Here is a 17,923-nt window from a genome sequence, read left to right on the forward strand (position 1 = left end):
GGCCGGGCTGCGCTACCTGCGCGACCTGGCCGCGCGGCTGGACGGGCCGGGCTGCGCTACCTGCGCGACCTGGCCGCGCGGCTGGACGGTCAAGGGTAGGGTGGGCATTTGAGGCCGGGGGGGATTGATGCCGGGGGCATCAATCCAATGAAACGTGCCCACGCGTAACGCCAACAAACCGCATGCGTCCGCGTGGGCACGTGATTGATGCCCCCGCATCAATCACCCCACCCTACTCGACCAGGCCGTGCATGATCGCGTAGCGCACCAGCTCCGCGTTGTTCATGAAGTTCATCTTCTGCATCAGGTGTGCCTTGTGGCTGCTGACCGTCTTGTTGCTGATCATGAGGTCCGCCGCGATGTCATTCACGCTGCGGCCGCGCGCCAGCAGGGTCAGGATCTGGATCTCGCGGCTGGACAATTGCTCATGCGGCGGGGCGGCGCCGGGCTGGTCGACGTCGAACACCATCTGCTCGGCCAGCGCCGGGTCGATGAAGCGCCCGCCCGCGGCGGCCTTGCGGATGGCCACGACGAGCATTTCGGGTTCGCTGTCCTTGGTGAGATAGCCCGAGGCCCCGGCCTTGAGCACCTGGCGCACGACCTGCGGCTCGTTGCGCATGCTGAGTACCAGGATCGGCAGGTCGGGGAAGAAGCTGCGCAGGCGCGTGATGAGGTCGATGCCATTAATGCCCGGCATCGTCAGGTCCAGCAGGACCAGGTCGACGGGCGTGTGGCGCAGGATGTCGATCGCCTGCAGGCCGTTGACGGCTTCGCCGGCCACTTCGATATCCTGCACGATCGAGAACAATTGCTTGAGGCCGCCGCGCACGATGGCGTGGTCGTCGGCGATCAGGATGCGGATCATCGGGCCTCCACCAGTTTGTTGGCCGGCAGGCGCACGCGCAATGTCGTTCCCTGGCCGGGCGCACTGGCGATGGCGAATTCTCCGCCCAGCATTTCCACGCGCTCGCGCATGCCCACGAGGCCGAACTTGTCGCGCTCGACACCGTCCGGCGCGAAGCCGCAGCCGTCGTCGACGATTTCGAGCAGGCATTGATCGTCGCGGGTGCGCAGGGTCATGTGGACCGAACTGGCCCGCGCATGGCGCGTCACGTTCGTTAGCGACTCCTGCGCGACGCGGAAGATCGCCAGCTCGACGCCGTCGTCCAGGTCGAGCGACCGTTCGGGCGTGACCAGCTCGCAGTCGATGCCCGAATGGGCGCGGAATTCCTTCACGAGCCACTCGAGCGCCGGCACGATGCCCATGTCGAGCGCGGCCGGCCGCAGCGCCGACGAGACGCCGCGCACCACGCCGATGGTGCGGTCGACCAGCTCGTTCATCTTGCCGACGTGGTAAGTCAGGGTCGGATTGTCGTGCCCGAATTCGACGCGCAGCAATGCGATCTTCATGCGCAGCGCCGTGAGCGCCTGGCCCAGCTCGTCGTGCAGCTCGCGCGCGATGCGCATGCGCTCCTGTTCGCGCGCCCGTTCGCGGTAGGCGGCCAGTTCGCGCAGGCGCACATACGATTCCTCCAGCCTCCGCTCGCTCTCGCGCAGCGCGGCGGTGCGCTCGGCGACCTGGTGTTCCAGTCCTTCGCGGTAAGCCAGCAGCCTGCGCTCGGCGACCTTGCGTTCCTCGATCTCGCGCTGCAGGCGCTCGTTGCGCTCGGCCAGCATGGTCTGCATCTCGCGCAGCTTCAGGTGCGTCCAGACCCGCGCGGTGACTTCGTCGATCTGGAACGGCTTGGTCACATAGTCGACCGCGCCGGCCTTGAAGGCGGTGACCTTGCTGTCGATGTCGAGCAGGGCCGTCATGAAGATCACAGGGATGTCGCGCGTGCTCTCGTCGTCCTTCAGGCGCCGGCACACTTCGAAACCGTCGATGCCGGGCAGCATGATGTCGAGCAGGATCAGGTCCGGCCGCACGAATGCGGCGCGGCTCAGGGCCTCCTCGCCATCCTGCGCGACGAGGACGCGCACGCCCTCGCGCTCGAAGCCCCTCGCGATCAGGTCGAGGTTGGCGGGCGTGTCGTCGACGATCAGGATCGTCGGGCGCTGCGCTTCCTGTGGGTCAGCTTGCATTTACATCCTCATGAAATCGTTCGACCAGGGCGAGGATCGCCTTGGACTGGTAACTGCCGGCCAGTTCGACGAGCCGGTCCGCGAACGGCTGGTAGCGCGGGTCGAGGCTGGCCAGGTGCCGCGCGTGTTCGACGATGTCCGACATATTGCCGACCATCGCCAACCGGTACAACAGGTCCATCTCGGCCGCGGGGGGCGCCACCAGGGCCTCGCCGGCGGGTGCGGGGAGCGGCGGCAGGGCGATGTGGGCGGCGTCGAGCACCGGCAGGTCGAGTTCGAACCAGAACCGGCTGCCCTGGTCGACGCGGCTCTCGACGTGGATCTCGCCGCCCATCAGGTGCACGAACTGGCCGGCGATGAACAGGCCCAGCCCGGTGCCGCCGAGCCTGCGCTGGGCATCGCCCACCTGCTCGAACGGCTCGAAGATCGTGTCGATCTGTTCGCTCCGGATACCGATGCCGGTATCCTCGACCTCGAACAGCAGCCGGCCCGGCGGCGTGAAGCGCACGCGCAAGGTGACGCCGCCGTGATCGGTGAACTTGACGGCATTCGACAGCAAATTGAGCAGGGCCTGGCGCAGGCGCTGCTCGTCGGCACGCACGGCCGCCGGCAGGTCCGGCGCCGGTTCATAGTGGAACGCGATCTGCTTGCGCTCGGCCTTCACGCGGACCATGTTGGCGATGGTGTGCAGGAATTCCGGCAGGTGCACCTCGGACGGCGCCAGCGCGAGCTTGCCGGCGTCGATCTTGGCGGAATCGAGGAAGTCGTCGATCAGCGTCATTAATTGCTCGCCGCTCTTCTGGATGACCTGCAGGCCCGCCGCCTGCTCCGGCGGCAGCACGGCGTCGCGCTGCAGCAGTTGTGCATAGCCGAGGACGGCGTTGAGCGGCGTGCGCAGTTCGTGGCTCATCTGGGTAAGGAATTCGCTGCGCTGGCGCGCAATGCGCTGCAGTTCCTTTGTTCTGGCCTGCACGCGCTCCTCGAGGCTGCCGTTCAGTTCCTGCAGTTCGGCCTGCGACTGGCGCAGCCTCTGGTTCGTCGCCGACACCATGGTGTGCGACTTGCGCAGGCGCAGGAGGAAATAGGTCGTACCGGCCAGGAAGACGACGCAGGCGCCGAGCACGGTCCACATCCAGCGCTGTTTCAGTTCGCGCTGCTGCAGTTCGAACGCCTGCTGTTCGTTGCGGCGCGCGAGTTCCTCGATTGCGCGCCGCTTGCTTTCGGTCTCGTAGCGCTGCGCCAGTTCGAGCATGCGCGTGCCCGACTTGTCGACCGTGCCCTTCGCGCCCATGTCGGCCGCTTCCACCGACAGCTGGTAGGCCCGCTTGAAATCGCCGCGCGCCGCGTAGACGCCGGCCAGCCGGCGCGCGCTGTCGCTCAGGTACACCGGAAAATTAATCTCCCGGGCGACCTCGTATGCGCGTTCGGCGTCGGCCGCCGCGTTCGCCAGTTGCCCGAGCTGCTCGTAGGCCTTGCTGCGCGAGTTGTACAAGAACCACAGGCCGATACGGATATGGTGCTCCGTGTAGATCGTTTCGACCTGGTTGTACAGGTCCATCGCTTCCGCCATCGCGTGGCGTTTGCGCAGGCGATCGGCCAGCACCGTCAGCCCGAGGCCCAGGCCGGTCGGCGCGCCGGCCTTGCGGAACATCGCGATGCCCCCGCGGATCAGCATCTCGCCGTCGCGCACGTCGCCGAGCTCGCACTTCGCGGTGCCGATGCCGACCAGCGCATAGCCTTCGTTCAGCCGCAGGCCGGCGCCGTGCGCCGCCTCGTACATCTTCGAATAATGTTCGAGCGCCTCCTTGCGGCGCCCGCTCTGGTCGTAGGAGATCGCCATGCACTGGCGCGCGTAGACCAGCTCGAGCGGATCGGCGAAGCGCCGCGCCGCCTCCATCGCGCGCATGCAGAGCGTCACCGATTCGTCGAACTGGCCGATGCGGCGGTACATCATGGACGTGCGCAGCATCGCTTCGCCCTGCAGGTCGCGCCGGTCCAGGCCTTCGAGCACGGTCATGCTGCCCAGCGAATAGGTGACGATGTCGTCGACGCGTCCGCGGAAGACCGCATTCACGGACAGGTTCAGGTAGGCCTCGGCCTCGCCGGCGCGGTCATGGGCCCACGTCGCGATCTGCAGGGCCTGGCCGGCATGCACCTGGCCTTCTTCCGTACGCGCTGCGTAGATTTCGGCGCGCGCGAGCGCGTTGAGCGCGCGGGCCCGGTCGGCCGGCGTGGCGCCGGGCGGCACGTCGTCGGCCAGTTGCTTCGCGCGACGGTACGCTTCCGGGACGTCACGCTCGGTGAGCATGCGCATCTGCTGGACCTCGCCACGCCAAGTGTCGAGGGTGAGCGCGGGGGCGGCGCTGCTCAGCACCAGGCACGCGAAAAACACCAGCAGATGACGCGTCATCATATCCCCCAGGCGTCGTGGTCCGGGGGCGCCGTGCGAACGGCCCCCTGGTCACGCCGGACATCTTGATCTTACGAATGTTGTCGTTTCAGATTGCGGAAATTCCATCATATCAGGAGTCGTTGAGCTTGCCACTACCGGCACCACGGCCGGCAGGGGGCGTTCCTCGCGGCCGTTCTCGTCGAGCAGGACGGCGTCGATCGCCGCGCGCGGCATCGGCACGCCGAACAGATAGCCCTGCACGCACCAGCAACCATGTTCCAGCAGATAGTCGACCTGGTCCGTCGCTTCGACGCCCTCGGCGATCACCTGTAGCCGCAGCGCCGCGGCGATCGACAGGATCGCCTTGACGAGTTCGCTCTTGTCGCGATCCTGCGGGATGTCGCTGACGAACGAGCGGTCGATCTTGATCTGGCTGACGGGGAAGCGGTTGAGATAACCAAGCGCCGAATAGCCCGTGCCGAAGTCGTCGATCGATATCGCGAGTCCCAGCGCGTGCAGGCGGTCGAGCATGCGTGAAATGTCTTCATTATTCTCCAGCAGCAGGCTTTCGGTGATTTCCAGCTTCAGCCAGGCGGGCCGGCAACCGGTACTTGCCAGCACGCGCTCGACCGTGGCGACGAAATCGTGACGGATGAATTGGCGTGTCGATACATTCACGGAGACCGCGATCGGCTTTTCCCGCGTGCCGTTCCAGGAGACGATGGTGCGGCAGGCGGTCTCGAGCACCCATTCGCCGATTTCGACGATCAGACCGGATTCCTCGGCGAGGGGAATGAACCTGTCCGGCGGGACGAACCCGTGGCCCGGACGATTCCAGCGCAGCAGGGCCTCGGCGCCGACGATGGTGCCGTCGCGCAGGTCGACCTGCGGCTGGAAATACAGGTCGAGTTCGCCGCAGCGCGCGGCCTTGTGCAGCGCCGCCGCCATCTCCAGGCGTTCGGACGAGCGCGCCGTCAGTTCCGTCACGTAGAACTGGAAATTGTTCCGGCCGACGCGCTTGGCATGCGACAGCGCCGAGTCGGCGAAGCGGAACAGCTCGTCGATGCCGGCGCTGTCATCCGGATAGAGCGCGATGCCGATGCTGGCCGAGACGACGATCTCATGGCCGTCCAACAGGTAGGGCGCAGTCAGCGCCGCGATGAGATTGTGGGCGACGAGGCCGGGGGCGTCCGCGCCGCGCACGCCGGGCAGCAGCACGGCGAACTCGTCCCCGCCGAGCCGGGCCACGGTGTCGCAGGGACGCAGCTGCGCGCGCAGCCGCGCGGCCGATTCGTACAGCAGCGCGTCGCCGGCGCCGTGGCCGAGGGAATCGTTGACTTCCTTGAAGCGGTCGAGGCCGAGGATCATGAACGCGAACGGGATGCCGGTGCGGGCGCCGTCGGCAATCGCCTGGCGCAGGCGGTCGGCCACCAGCGTCTGGTTCGGCAACCCCGTCAATGCGTCGTACAACGTGGGCGCGGCAGCCGTTTCCGTGTCGCGGCGGCGCACATCGTCCTGTTCCCGGTGCTGCCGCTCGAAGCGGCCGCGCAGGCCGAGCGCATGGCTGGCCAGGGCCAGCGTGCCCGTCAGCCCGGCCGACAGCAGTGCGAGTTCCAGCCCGGCGTTCATGTCCAGGCTGTCGTGACTTCCGAGATGCCACAGGCAGGCGGCGAGTGCGCAGGCGAGCAGCAGGACGCTCCCCCCGGCAAGTGCGAGCAGCGGCGCGACGGACAGTCCGGAGACGCCGACACCCATCATGGTCTTGCTGCCGTCCATACGTGACCTCTTTAGCCGCGACGCGTCGCCAGTGCGTGGGCGACTGGCGGTAACGGGACCAGATTGCCGGAGAATCAAACGTTTGAAAATCAGGCGGGCTTGATTTTGCGATAGTCCTGCGCGTAGGCGCTATCAGGAAATCCTGATACGGACCAGGCGTTACAGGCGGATCGCCAGGACCAGGCCGATCTGGCGATCGTTGATCCACGCGCTCTGTGGTCTTGTCGCAACGCCATAATAGGCCGAGCGGACGGTGCGCAGCAGATTCGTGCCTTCGAGAGACAGGGTGACACGGTCGTCGAGCCGGTAGCTGAACGATGCGTCGAGCCAGCCGTAGCCGCGCGTGTAGATCGGCAGCGTGCCGACACCGACGACGTTGGTGAATCCGCTCAGGAACTTGTCGCGCCAGTTATAGGCGATGCGCGCCGAGACCGGGCCGCGCTCGTACATGCCGACCAGGTTGGCGCTGTGCCGCGACAGGTTCGGCAGCGGCTGGTCGCCGGCGGCGCCGTTCGTCATGCTGCTGTGGACATACGTGTAGTTGGCCTGCACGCCGAGTCCGCTCATCCATCCCGGCAGGGTGTCGAAGAACTGCTGGTAGCCCGTCTCGGCACCCGCGATGCGCGCACTGTTGCCGTTGCGCGGGCGGCTCACCTGGTACACGGCGCCGTCGTGCGTTTCGGGACTGCTGACGGTCGTCACGAAACCGTCCACGTGCTTCAGGAACGCGGTCGCATACACCGAGGTGACCTTGTCGAGATAGCGCTCGACCGCCACGTCCCAGTTCGTCGAGCGCACGGGCTGCAGGTCGGGATTGCCGGCGCTGCCCTGGTTCAGCGACGGGTTGACGGGATTCGCGATGAGGGTCAGCGACGGCGACAGCTGGTTGAAATCGGGCCGCGTGATCGTCTTCGACGCCGCGCCGCGCAGGATCAGTCCGTCATTGACGCGATAGCGCAGGTTCGCGCTCGGTAGCACGTCGGTGTGGCTGCTGTCGACGGCGATGGRCGACACCGTGCCCGTGGCAGGCACCGTTTGCGACCCCGATACCCGTTCACGGGTACGGACGACGCGCACCCCCGCATTGCCGTCGAGCGGCAGCGCCGCGCTCCGGAACGTCGTCATCAGGTAGGCGGCCTGCGTGTCCTCGCGGATGTCCCACAGCGTCAGCGGGCTGGCCGATGCCGGAATCGGCGTACTGATCCCGAAGGCATTGCGCAGGGCGACGGCATCGCGGGCCGTGGCGAGATTGCCGACCAGGAAGTTGCCGATGCTGGGCGAGCCCTGGCCCGGGAAGAAATCGCCGTACGGGTTCGGCATCACGGCGTCCGGCTTGTCGGACGCCTTCAACCCGGTGACGGACGCATCCGCGAAGATGAGGCCGGGCATGTTGTCGGCGTCGCGCCGGGCCAGGCGCACGCCTGCGGACACGGATTCGAAGAACGGATGGTCCAGCCGGTATGACCCGTCGAGCCGGGTGGCGGTCAGGCCGCCTTCGAACGGCCGCGTGCGGTAGGCCACCCCCGTGAAACGGAAGTTCGCGGGATCGAGCAGATCGGTCCCGGCGACGCTGGTGGCGGGTACGCGGTTCGACACGTCCTGCGTGAAGCGGGCGGCCGTGCCCGCCATGAACGGTCCGGAAAAGAACAGGAAGTCGCGGCTCGTCGTGCGGCTGAGGTCGCCCGTGACCGTCAATGCATCCGCCTTCCAGCGCCCACCCACGGCGAACTGCCGCGTGCTGTCCTTCGTGTCGCGCGCGAAGCTCAGCACGGAAAACGGCGCATTGGTCCAGGTGATGCTTTTCAGGTCGTTCGTCCCCGGGAACAGGACCGGACTGCCCGCGTCGAACGTGGGCGACGTCGAGACATTGATCTGGTGCGAGTCCTGTAGCGTGATGAATTCCGCGTAGCTGCCTTCGGCATACAGTTCGAGCGCCGGGTTCGGGCGCCATTGCAGCACGAACGAGGCGGTATTGCGCTCGCGGTCGCCGAGGCTCGTGGTTTCCGTGGTGCCATTCGGTACGACCACGGTCTGCCCGGCGATCACGTCCTTGCGCGTCAAAGGATTGCCCGCCGATTTCTGGTCCTCGCGCCAGGCGCGCTTCTGGTGCGCCAGGTTGACGAGCACGCCGATGTCGCCGTAGTCCGCCGTCTTCCAGCGCTCGCTCGCGAGGATGAAGAACTGGGGCTGCGTGCGCTTGACGAGGTCGCCGTGGATCACGCGCATGGACGCCGCGAGTTGTCTCCCGCCGAAGTCGAACGGACGGCGCGTGCGCAGGTCGATCGTGCCGCCGACGCCGCCTTCGATCAGGTTCGCGGACGACGTCTTGTAGACATCGATGCCCGCAACGAGCTCGGCCGGGATATCCGCGAAATCCAGGTTGCGGCCCGTGCCGGCGGTAAACACTTCGCGGCCATTGAGCGTCGTTTCCATCTGCGTCAGGCCGCGGATCGCCACGCCGGCCCCTTCGCCGCGATCGCGCAGGATTTGCACGCCGGTAATGCGCTGCAGCGCATCCGTGACATTGATGTCGGGGAGCTTGGTGATGTCCTCGGCGACGACGGAATCGACGATGCCGAGATTGTCGCGCTTGATTTCCTGGGCCGAGATCAGGCTTGCGCGCTTGCCGGTGACCAGCACGACGGGGGGCTGTGCCGCGGCGGCGGTCGTCTCCGTCGGGGTGGTTTGCTGGCCATGGGCGGCGCCCAGCCGGAACATGGCCAGTGTCACGAGCGCGACAATCGGCCGTATCTGGAATGAGGTTCCGTTGTGCATGTCGTCCTCCAGGAGTGCCGTGACTTATCGTATGGAAATTTGTCGTATCACTAAGAAATAATTCTACTCCCGGCAGCGGGGATGTGATTACGCGGGTGGAGAATTTCTTTGCCGATCGTCCGGCAGGATGCGGATACGCTACGCAGCAGTCCTGGAGGGCGCGGCGCGGACGGCATGGAGTCGCGTCCACAGGCGTTTCAATCGTGTCGCGACCGGCGCCTCGACATAGCGGTGGACGAGCAGGGCGGCTACGCAGGCCACGGCCACGGCGCCGACCAGCAGCACCCAGCCGGGACCGGCGTAGTGGAATTTGCGCGCCGTGTCGGTGACGATGCTGATCGCGATGCCATGTGTGAGGTAGAGCGGATAGGACAGGGCGCCCAGCAGGCCGCCCGCCCGGCCGACGCGCAGCGCGCCCGTGGACTCCGCCGCGACGAGGCCGGTGATGATGCCGGCCGAGCTCAGGCCGTACAGCAGGATCGGCAGGATGGCATGCCCGTCCTGGCTCTTGAAGCTGCCGGCGTTTTCGGAGAGGCCGGTGGCGACGAATGCCACGCCGCCCGCCAGCGCGAGCAACTGCGGGACGGGGATCCGGCAATGCTGCAGCAGCCATGCCACGACGATGCCCAGAAGGAACAGCAGGTTGTAGGGCGAGGCCAGCGTCCGGACCGTGTCGCCCGGCAGGCCGGGCGGCGCGTCCAGCGCGAACATGGATGCGGTGCCGAACAGGACGGCCCAGCCCAGCAGGATGAGGCGGCCGAGATTGATTTTCCAGATGGCCAGGCCGAACAACAGGTAGAACAGGGCTTCGTGCACGAGCGTCCAGGACGGGATCAGCATCGGCAGCCTGCCCTGCGGGAGCAGGAGCAGCGACCTGGCGAAATAATCCCACTCGAACGTGCCGGCCAGCCAGTGCTTGGCCGTGATCGGGACCATGACGACCAGGAACAGCGGGTAGATGCGCGCGAAGCGCTTCCAGGCGAACAGGCCGAGCCGGGATGGCTGGCCAAAGTCGGCATGGTGGATGTAGTAGATGATGTAGCCGCTGAGGACGAAGAAAAACGGCACGCCGGCATGACCGAATCCGAACAATCCACCGAACGGCGCACCCTGGTCCGGCCAGGTCAGTTCGACGACGAGCGCGCCATGGTAAAAGGCGACGAGAAGGGCGGCGATGCCGCGCGCCGCTTCGATCGTCAGCAGCTTGTCGGCCTTGAGACCCGTGGGGACGTGTGGACTGGACATGGCGAAACCTGCCTGGCTCGGCGCGGCGATGAGCGGAACGGCGGCTCAGGAATCGCTGGTCAGGTCTTTATACGACTCCGCATCCACAGGCTGCGGTTCGCGCATCTTCTTGTCGTTCAGGCGGCCGAGGGCGCTGTCCAGCGCGCGCTTGAGCTTGCCGACGGCGCCCGAGATCGACAAAGCGAGGTTTTCCGCGTGGGCATGCACGACGACGGGCGCGTAGCCAGTCACGAGCGCTTCCATCATGCAATAGTTGCTGCCGTCCTCGTGTTTTTCCCTGTTCTCGTTGGAGAGGTGGACGTCGACCCGGCGTACATGGTCGCCGAAGCGGCCGAGCGCTTCCTCGACCTGGGTGCGGACACGTTCGTCGAGGCCCTGGTGGCGCTGGATGGTGTTGTCGGTGTTGACATTAACTTCCATAACTCCTCCGGATGTGGATCGCTGCATCGATGTTACACATTCCGGAGAAAACCCAGCGCGCACGCGCGCTTCAGGTGTTGACGAGACTGGCGGCGATGTTGACCGAGAGGCCGAGGATCGCCAGATTGAAGAAGAAGGCCAGCACGCAATGGCCCAGCACGAGCTTGCGCATCTCGCGCGTCCGGACCGTCACGTCCGACGTCTGGACGGCGATCGACAGCGTGAAGGAGAAATACAGGAAGTCCCAGTAGTTCGGCTGCGTGTGCTCGTCCGGGAATGCCAGCGGTAGCGCATGCTTGCTCGCGGTGTAATAGATGTGCGCGTAGTGCAGGCAGTACATCACGCCGACCAGCAGCCAGGAACCGATCACGGTCAGCGCCGTGAATGCATAGTGCAGGGCCTTCACGTGCTCGGACGCATCCTTCATGTTCGCCAGTTCCGTCACGATGGCATACAGGCTCAGCATGGCCCCGACGATCACGGCAGCCAGCACGGCGCCGCCGCTTTCATCCTGCCGTTCGGCGATCGTGCGCACCCGGCTGTGGTCGGCGCGGAACATGGTCCATGCCATCGCGACGAGGTAGGACCAGACGCCGCTGTTCCAGCCGGTCAGTGCGCGCCGCAGGTCGCTGTGGTGGCCCGGCACGAGCAGCCCGACGGCCACGCCGAGCAGCAGCGCGCCGATCAGGTAGGGACGGCTGCGGATGAAGCGCGCGAGGAAACCGGAGCGCTGGTCCATCATCCGGCCTTCGCGGCCATTTCGGCCTCGTGGTGCGGGAAGCGGTCCATGCGCGACAGCACCGGGAACAGCTTCATCCACGTGCCCGTGACGACCAGCGTGGCGACGCCACCGAATACGATCGCGCGCACGAGGCCGAACCAGCTCGCGGTGAGGCCGGATTCGAATTCGCCCAGTTCGTTGGAGGCGCCGATGAACACGGCGTTGACGGCGCTGACGCGGCCGCGGATCTCGTCCGGGGTTTCGTATTGCACGAGCAGGTGGCGGATATAGACGCTGACCATGTCGCCCGCGCCGAGCAGGAACAGGGCACCGAGGGCGATGTAGAAACTGTGCGTCAGGCCCATCGTCACGGTGGCCGCGCCGAACAGGGCGACGCCGCCGAACATCCACGCGCCAACCTTGCGCGTGATGGGCCAGAATGCCAGCGCGATGGAGCACAGCGTGGCGCCGGCGCCGGGTGCCGTGCGCAAGAGGCCCAGGCTCGTCGGTCCGGCATGCAGCACGTCGTGCGCGTAGGCGGGCAGCAGCGCGGTGGCGCCACCGAACAGCACGGCGAACAGGTCGAGCGAGATGGCGCCCAGCACGACCGGACGCGACCACACGAAGCGCAGCCCCTCGAGCAGCGTGTGCCAGCTGACGGGCGCCTTGTTGCGGGCCTGGGGCGTGCTCTTCGTGCCGGTCATCAACAGCACGGCAATGGCGAGCAGCGTGCTCGACACGCCATACACGACGTTCGGTCCGAACACGTACAGGAGGCCGCCCAGCACGGGACCGGCGATGACGGACACCTGGAACGTGGACGAGCTGAGCGCCACGGCCTGCGAGAAATCCCTGGTGGAGACGAGGTTGCGCAGCACGGCCTGCGAGGCCGGCTGCATGAAGGCGCGAGCGCTGCCGAACAGCACGAGCACGGCGTACACGGGCCACACGGTCTTGCTGCCGGACAGGGTGAAGGCGACGAGCAGCAGGCTGCACAGCAACTGGGTGCCCATGCACAGCAGGACGATGTTACGACGGTTGTGCGTGTCGGCGACGTGGCCGGCCCACAGGATCAGGGCGAGGAAGGGCGCGAACTGGGCGAGGCCGATGAGGCCGAGGTCGAACAGACTGTGGGTGATCTGGTAGACCTGCCAACCGACGGCGACGCTCTGCATCTGGACGGCGAGCGTGCCGAGGAAGCGCGAGGACAGGTAGAACGAGACGTTACGGTTGCGCAGGACCGCAAGGCGGCCTGTCGGAGAAAGCACGGACATAGAATGGGTGAAGGCAAGGCAGGAATGCCAACCGTCATTGTGCCCGATGTTCCGTAAGGCCGCAGTCAATACGTGTAGGGTGGGCACCCCTGTGCCCACGCGAACGCCAGCATGACGCGAACGCCACGCGTGGGCACGATTCATTTGAGGCCCCCGGCCTCAAATGCCCGCCCTACGCGAACGGACGGCTTATTTTTTGACGAACCGGATCGCGAACTTGTCGTCCGGCGCGCCCTTCATCTCGAAGAACGGCTGCTCGCGCGGATCGGATGGCGCGCGCAGGTAGTCGCTGCGGGCGTCGACCTTGAAGCCGGCCCTGGTCACTTCGTCGACCACCGTGTCCTCGTCGATCCGGTGCAGCGTCTTCGTGGCCGAGAGGCCGCTGCCCTTCTTGGCCGCGTTGTCGATGATGACGAGGTGGCCGCCGGGCTTCAGAGCGTCATACAGGCGTTTGTTCATCGCCGCGCGGTCGGTCGGGGTGTTGACGATGTCGTGGTACGACATGTTGATCGTGATGAGGTCGAGCGGCGGCGTGCCTTTCGGGACCGGATCGTTGAAGTCCGCCACGACGGCATGCAGGTTCGGCAGCGTGGCCTGGCCCAGGCGCTGGTCGAGCCTGGTGTTCGGCTTCGCGTTCTGGGCCCAGACATCGCCCTTGCTGCCGACGGCGGCCGTCAGCAGCGCGGCGGTGGCGCCGCCGCCCGAGGCGACGTCGCACACCTTCATGCCCGGCTTCACTTCGGCGAACGTCAGGAATTCACCCGACTTGCGATGTTCGTCGGCCTTGCGGTCGTCGTCGGTGCGGATCGGGCTGGCGAGGACGGATTGCCAGTTGCCGCCGGCCTGGTCGGCGGCGTGGGCGGGAGCGGTGCCCGTCAGCAGGGCAGCGGACAGGGCGAGCAGGACAGGTGCGAAACGGAGCGTCTTGTGCATGGTTTATGACCCCTTGTTGTTAGGTAAACCGGCCACGGGCCGGGCACCCGCGACCATACCGTAAATTCATGGCGAAATACATAAGAATCGGATCTGTATATACGTGTACGCCGCGCGCGCCGTGCGGACGTCATGGCTGGGCCAGGTCGGCCTCCGTCGTGAACGCGTCGGCGTAGAACTCGTCGGCCGGCAGGCCGCACTGTTCGACGTAGTCGCGCCGCGCCGAATCGACCATGATCGGCGCGCCGCAGGCATAGACCTGGTGGTTGGACAGGTCGGGGATGTCCTGCATGACGGCCGCGTGGACAAAGCCCGTGCGGCCYGTCCAGGCATCTTCCGGCAGCGCGTCCGACACGACCGGCACGTAGCGGAAGTGCGGCAGCTCGCGCGCCCATTGCTCGCACAGCTCGTGCATGTACAGGTCCTGCGGACGGCGGCCGCCCCAGTACAGCGCGACGGGTCGCTCCGACTTCAGGTGGATCATGTGCTCGACGAGCGCCTTGACCGGGGCGAAGCCGGTGCCCGAGGCCAGCAGCACGATCGGCCTGGTCGATTCTTCACGCAGGAAGAACGTGCCCAGCGGACCTTCGAAGCGCAGGATGTCGCGTTCCTTTATCGTGGAGAACACGTGGTCGGTGAACACCCCGCCCGGCAGGTGCCGGACGTGCAGTTCGATCGGACCGCCCAGCGACGGCGCGCTCGCGATGCTGTAGGCGCGGCGCTTGCCGTCCTTGAGCATGAATTCGATGTATTGGCCGGCGCGGTAGGCGAGGGCTTCGTTGGCCGGCAACTGCAGGGTGAGGATGGCCACGTCCGGCGCGGCGCGGCGGAGGGCGATGACGCGGGTCGGCATCTTGCGCACCGGGTAGTCGGTGCTGCCGCCCACTTCGCGCGCTTCGATCACGATGTCGCCCTCGGGGACGGCGCAGCACATCAGCGCATAGCCCTGCAGCTTCTCCTGTTCGGACAGCGCGCGCGCCTGGTGCGGCCTGTGGTGGATCGTGCCTTCGACGACCTTGCCCTTGCAGGAGCCGCAGGCGCCGTTCTTGCAGCCGTACGGCAGGCCGATGCCGGAGCGGATCGCCGCCGCGAGCACGGATTCGTCCGCGTCGCAGTCGTAATGGTGGCCGCTGGGCTGGACAGTGATCTGAAACGTCATACAATCCTCGGAATGAATACTAATTACAAAGTCAGGTTCAACAAGCCGCGCCTCCTGATCGTGGGCTGCGGCGACGTCGGCATGCGTCTGCTGCCGCTGGTGCGTGAGCGCTTTCGCGTATTCGCCGTGACGAGCCAGCCGGCCCGTGCCGCCGGGCTGCGCGCGGCGGGTGCCATCCCGGTCGTGGCCGACCTCGACCGGCCGGACAGCCTTGCCCGCCTGGCGGGTCTGGCGCAGCGGGTCGTCCATCTTGCGCCACCGCCCTCGGACGGCGCGCTCGATTTGCGTACGCGCAATTTGACCGCCATTCTACCCGAGGGGGCGAACGTGGTTTATGTCAGTACCACGGGCGTCTACGGCGACCGCGGCGGTGCGGCGACCCCCGAGACCACGCCGGTGGCCCCGCGCAATGCGCGCGCGCGCCGCCGCGTCGACGCCGAGCGCGTCCTGCGCGCCTGGGCCGTCGCCAGCGGCGGGCAGGTAGCGATCCTGCGCGCGCCCGGCATCTATGCGGCGGAGCGCCTGCCCGTCGAACGGCTGCAGCGCGGCACGCCGGCGCTGGCACGCGAAGACGACGTGTACACCAACCACATCCACGCCGACGACCTGGCCCGCCTGTGCGCGCTGGCGCTGTTCCGCGCACGGCCGGGGCGCGTCTACAACGCCTCCGACGATACGCGCATGAAGATGGGCGATTACTTCGACCTCGTGGCGGACACGTTCGGCCTCGCCCGGCCGCCACGGCTGGCGCGCGCCGAGCTGGAAAAGGCCGTGTCGCCGCTGCTGCTGTCCTTCATGTCGGAATCGCGCCAGCTGGACAATCGACGCATCCGGGAAGAACTGCGCGCGCGTCTGCTGCATCCCCGCGTCGAGACGGCCGTCGCGGCGCTAAGGGTTTCTTAAGCAAATCGCAACTGATCCATGTATCATTCGGGCTCGCCGTAGAGCGACCATACAAAGAACCTATATTTTCCAAAACTGACTGATTTTCCATAACCTGTCATGGGTTATGGACGAAGGAAGACCGCATGCCCATCAGACGCCTGCCGGAAGGCGCCGAGTACGATCCGAACCGGGTACTCGATGCCATCATCAACAAACTCAGGCTCAAGAACGACGCCGCGCTGTCGCGCCTGCTGGAAGTGGCGCCACCCGTGATCAGCAAGATCCGCCACAACACGCTGCCAATCGGCGCCACCATCCTGCTGCGCATGCATGAGGTGTCCGATTTCAGCATCCGCGAACTGCGCGCGCTGATGGTCCGGCCGGGGAACGTGGCCGTGGCCTGAGTTGAAATAAAAAAACCGCCCCAGGGTACGGGGCGGATCGGGCCGGCCTGTGTGACGTTCTCGTGCTTCAGGCAGCCATTGCTGCCTTGCCGGCAGGCGCCGTCGTGATGTGCGGACCGGCGCAATATGCCGTGGCGGCGGCGATGGTGCTCTTGTCGCTGTTCGTCGACTTGTCGATCCACGGCCCGGCGCAATAGCTCGTGCGTGCTCCCTCTTCGATATGGGCCGCCACGGCCGGACAGGCTTCGCCGAAAGTGGCTTCGTACAGTTCGCGCATGCGCTCGCCGCTGTCCAGGCGGAATTGCTCATCGTCCCCGCCGCGCATGCCGACGTACGGATAGTGATGCAGGAAGTAGCCGAACACCTGCTCGCAATCGGCGGCGTATTTCATCGTGTCGAGGATGTGGTAGTGCCAGAACGTGTCGACGTCGACCAGTGGGGCGGTGTCCTCGTCCGGGTAGATCTTCATCAGGCACAGGAAGCGGCGGTATTCCTTTTCGACGGCATTGGCCTTTTCCAGGCTCCAGCCTTCGCCCGATTCCACATGCATCAGTTTCATCTTGATCGGTTCCAGGTCGAGTTGCGTCACAGCTTTAAACAGGTCGTCGGCGTTCATGGTTGCCCTCAATATGTTGGTTGAATATCGCCATCCCAGCTTTGCAAACGTGCCTTGCATTTACTCAATGTATTTGGGGCAATATAACCAGCTATTGATATTTGTCAAAAAATATAAGCGTTGCTATAGCTTGACCATCCGGAGTTCATAGGCGAACACAGCCAAATAAAAAGCCCGTTCCGGAAGCCGGAACGGGCCAATTCGTCAGCGTCGGTAGAACTGCACGAGGAAGCACGCCTTCTGGCCGTGCGCTTTCGGGCGATGGGCCCGGTCGGGATGGAACCGGGGCGCCCGGACCGGTGCACCGGGCGGTCTGGCCCGGTGTACGGATTGTCTCGAAGCCTGGTTCAGYGGGCGGTCGCGATCGGGGCATCCTTGGTGCGGGCGGCTTGCGCTTTCACGTGCGGGCCGGCGCAGAAAGCCGTCGCCTGCTTGTGCGGACCGGCGCAGAAGGCGGTGTCAGCCTTGATGTCGCTGGTGCGCTGCGCGCTGCCGTTCTTGACGTGCGGTCCGGCACAGAATGCTGTCGCCTGCTTGTGCGGACCGGCGCAGAAGGCGGTATCGGCCTTGATGTCATTGGTACGCTGTGCGTTGCCGTACTTGACGTGCGGTCCGGCGCAGAAGGCCGTCGCCTGTTTGTGCGGTCCGGCGCAGAAGGCAGTATCAGCCTTGATGTCACTGGTGCGTTGCGCGTTGCCGTTCTTGACGTGCGGTCCGGCGCAGAAGGCGGTATCGGCCTTGATGTCACTGGCGGGCTTGACGTGCGGTCCAGCGCAGAAAGCGGTCGCCTGCTTGTGCGGACCGGCGCAGAAGGCGGTATCGGCCTTGATGTCACTGGCGGGCTTGACGTGCGGTCCGGCGCAGAAAGCCGTCGCTTGTTTGTGCGGACCGGCGCAGAACGCCACTTCCTTGGTGTGCGGGCCGGCGCAGAATGCGGTGCCCATACCGTCCAGGGCCTGCTGCGACGGGGCTTCGGCGCCCGGATAGGCTTCGCCGAAGGTGGCTTCGTACAGTTCGCGCATGCGCTCGCCGCTGTCCAGGCGGAATTGCTCATCGTCCTCGCCGCGCATGCCGACGTACGGATAGTGGTGCAGGAAGTAGCCGAACACCTGCTCGCAATCGGCGGCGTATTTCATCGTGTCGAGGATGTGGTAGTGCCAGAACGTGTCGACGTCGACCAGCGGCGCGGTGTCCTCGTCCGGGTAGATCTTCATCAGGCACAGGAAGCGGCGGTATTCCTT

At 66.1% G+C, this 17,923-nt stretch carries 15 protein-coding genes; 2 read left to right on the forward strand and 13 right to left on the reverse strand.

Going from position 1 to position 17,923, the window contains the following annotated elements; translation table 11 throughout:
- Window positions 1-232 precede the first annotated feature (232 nt).
- From AC1DYX_RS15350 to AC1DYX_RS15400, 11 genes are all read right to left on the reverse strand, one after another.
- Window positions 233-865 (reverse strand): response regulator, encoded by a 633-nt coding sequence (locus tag AC1DYX_RS15350; protein ID WP_477260231.1) that lies wholly within the window; start codon window positions 863-865, stop codon window positions 233-235.
- Window positions 862-2,082, reverse strand: a complete 1,221-nt coding sequence (locus AC1DYX_RS15355; RefSeq protein ID WP_477260233.1) for an ATP-binding response regulator — start codon at window positions 2,080-2,082, stop codon at window positions 862-864. Before AC1DYX_RS15355 ends, AC1DYX_RS15350 begins: the two co-directional genes overlap by 4 nt.
- Window positions 2,072-4,495: an ATP-binding protein gene (locus tag AC1DYX_RS15360; RefSeq protein ID WP_477260235.1), complete on the reverse strand. Its 2,424-nt coding sequence runs from the start codon at window positions 4,493-4,495 to the stop codon at window positions 2,072-2,074. The genes AC1DYX_RS15355 and AC1DYX_RS15360 overlap by 11 nt, the downstream gene beginning before the upstream one ends.
- 48 nt (window positions 4,496-4,543) lie before the next feature.
- Window positions 4,544-6,250 (reverse strand): putative bifunctional diguanylate cyclase/phosphodiesterase, encoded by a 1,707-nt coding sequence (locus AC1DYX_RS15365; protein WP_477260237.1) that lies wholly within the window; start codon window positions 6,248-6,250, stop codon window positions 4,544-4,546.
- A 159-nt stretch (window positions 6,251-6,409) separates the two neighbouring features.
- A complete protein-coding gene (locus AC1DYX_RS15370) occupies window positions 6,410-9,025 on the reverse strand; it encodes a TonB-dependent receptor (RefSeq protein WP_477260239.1) in 2,616 nt (871 codons plus the stop codon).
- A 138-nt stretch (window positions 9,026-9,163) separates the two neighbouring features.
- On the reverse strand, window positions 9,164-10,270 hold the full coding sequence (locus AC1DYX_RS15375; RefSeq protein WP_477260241.1) for an acyltransferase family protein: 1,107 nt from the start codon (window positions 10,268-10,270) through the stop codon (window positions 9,164-9,166).
- A gap of 45 nt (window positions 10,271-10,315) precedes the next feature.
- Entirely contained in the window at window positions 10,316-10,690 is a 375-nt protein-coding gene (locus tag AC1DYX_RS15380; RefSeq protein ID WP_477260243.1) for an HPF/RaiA family ribosome-associated protein, read from the reverse strand.
- Between the two features lie 70 nt (window positions 10,691-10,760).
- Window positions 10,761-11,432 (reverse strand): DUF1345 domain-containing protein, encoded by a 672-nt coding sequence (locus AC1DYX_RS15385; RefSeq protein ID WP_477260245.1) that lies wholly within the window; start codon window positions 11,430-11,432, stop codon window positions 10,761-10,763.
- Window positions 11,429-12,685 (reverse strand): MFS transporter, encoded by a 1,257-nt coding sequence (locus tag AC1DYX_RS15390; protein WP_477260247.1) that lies wholly within the window; start codon window positions 12,683-12,685, stop codon window positions 11,429-11,431. The genes AC1DYX_RS15385 and AC1DYX_RS15390 overlap by 4 nt, the downstream gene beginning before the upstream one ends.
- 189 nt (window positions 12,686-12,874) lie before the next feature.
- Complete coding sequence (locus AC1DYX_RS15395) at window positions 12,875-13,618, reverse strand: class I SAM-dependent methyltransferase (protein WP_477260249.1); 744 nt, start codon at window positions 13,616-13,618, stop codon at window positions 12,875-12,877.
- Window positions 13,619-13,748: 130 nt separating this feature from the next.
- Window positions 13,749-14,777: a CDP-6-deoxy-delta-3,4-glucoseen reductase gene (locus AC1DYX_RS15400; protein ID WP_477260251.1), complete on the reverse strand. Its 1,029-nt coding sequence runs from the start codon at window positions 14,775-14,777 to the stop codon at window positions 13,749-13,751.
- Window positions 14,778-14,789: 12 nt separating this feature from the next.
- On the opposite strand from AC1DYX_RS15400, the gene AC1DYX_RS15405 reads away from it, so the two are divergent.
- Together AC1DYX_RS15405 and AC1DYX_RS15410 are read left to right on the forward strand one after the other, a co-directional pair.
- Window positions 14,790-15,680, forward strand: a complete 891-nt coding sequence (locus tag AC1DYX_RS15405; RefSeq protein ID WP_477260253.1) for an NAD-dependent epimerase/dehydratase family protein — start codon at window positions 14,790-14,792, stop codon at window positions 15,678-15,680.
- Between the two features lie 125 nt (window positions 15,681-15,805).
- A complete protein-coding gene (locus AC1DYX_RS15410) occupies window positions 15,806-16,066 on the forward strand; it encodes a hypothetical protein (RefSeq protein WP_477260255.1) in 261 nt (86 codons plus the stop codon).
- 67 nt (window positions 16,067-16,133) lie between these two features.
- Here AC1DYX_RS15410 and AC1DYX_RS15415 read toward each other — a convergent pair whose 3' ends face one another.
- Window positions 16,134-16,682, reverse strand: coding sequence for a glycine-rich domain-containing protein (locus AC1DYX_RS15415; protein ID WP_477260257.1), 549 nt, complete (start codon window positions 16,680-16,682; stop codon window positions 16,134-16,136).
- Between the two features lie 347 nt (window positions 16,683-17,029).
- Window positions 17,030-17,923: glycine-rich domain-containing protein (locus AC1DYX_RS15420; protein ID WP_477260259.1), on the reverse strand; the 894-nt coding region annotated here is incomplete at its 5' end.

It is taken from the genome of Massilia sp. P2_C2, assembly GCF_056404615.1.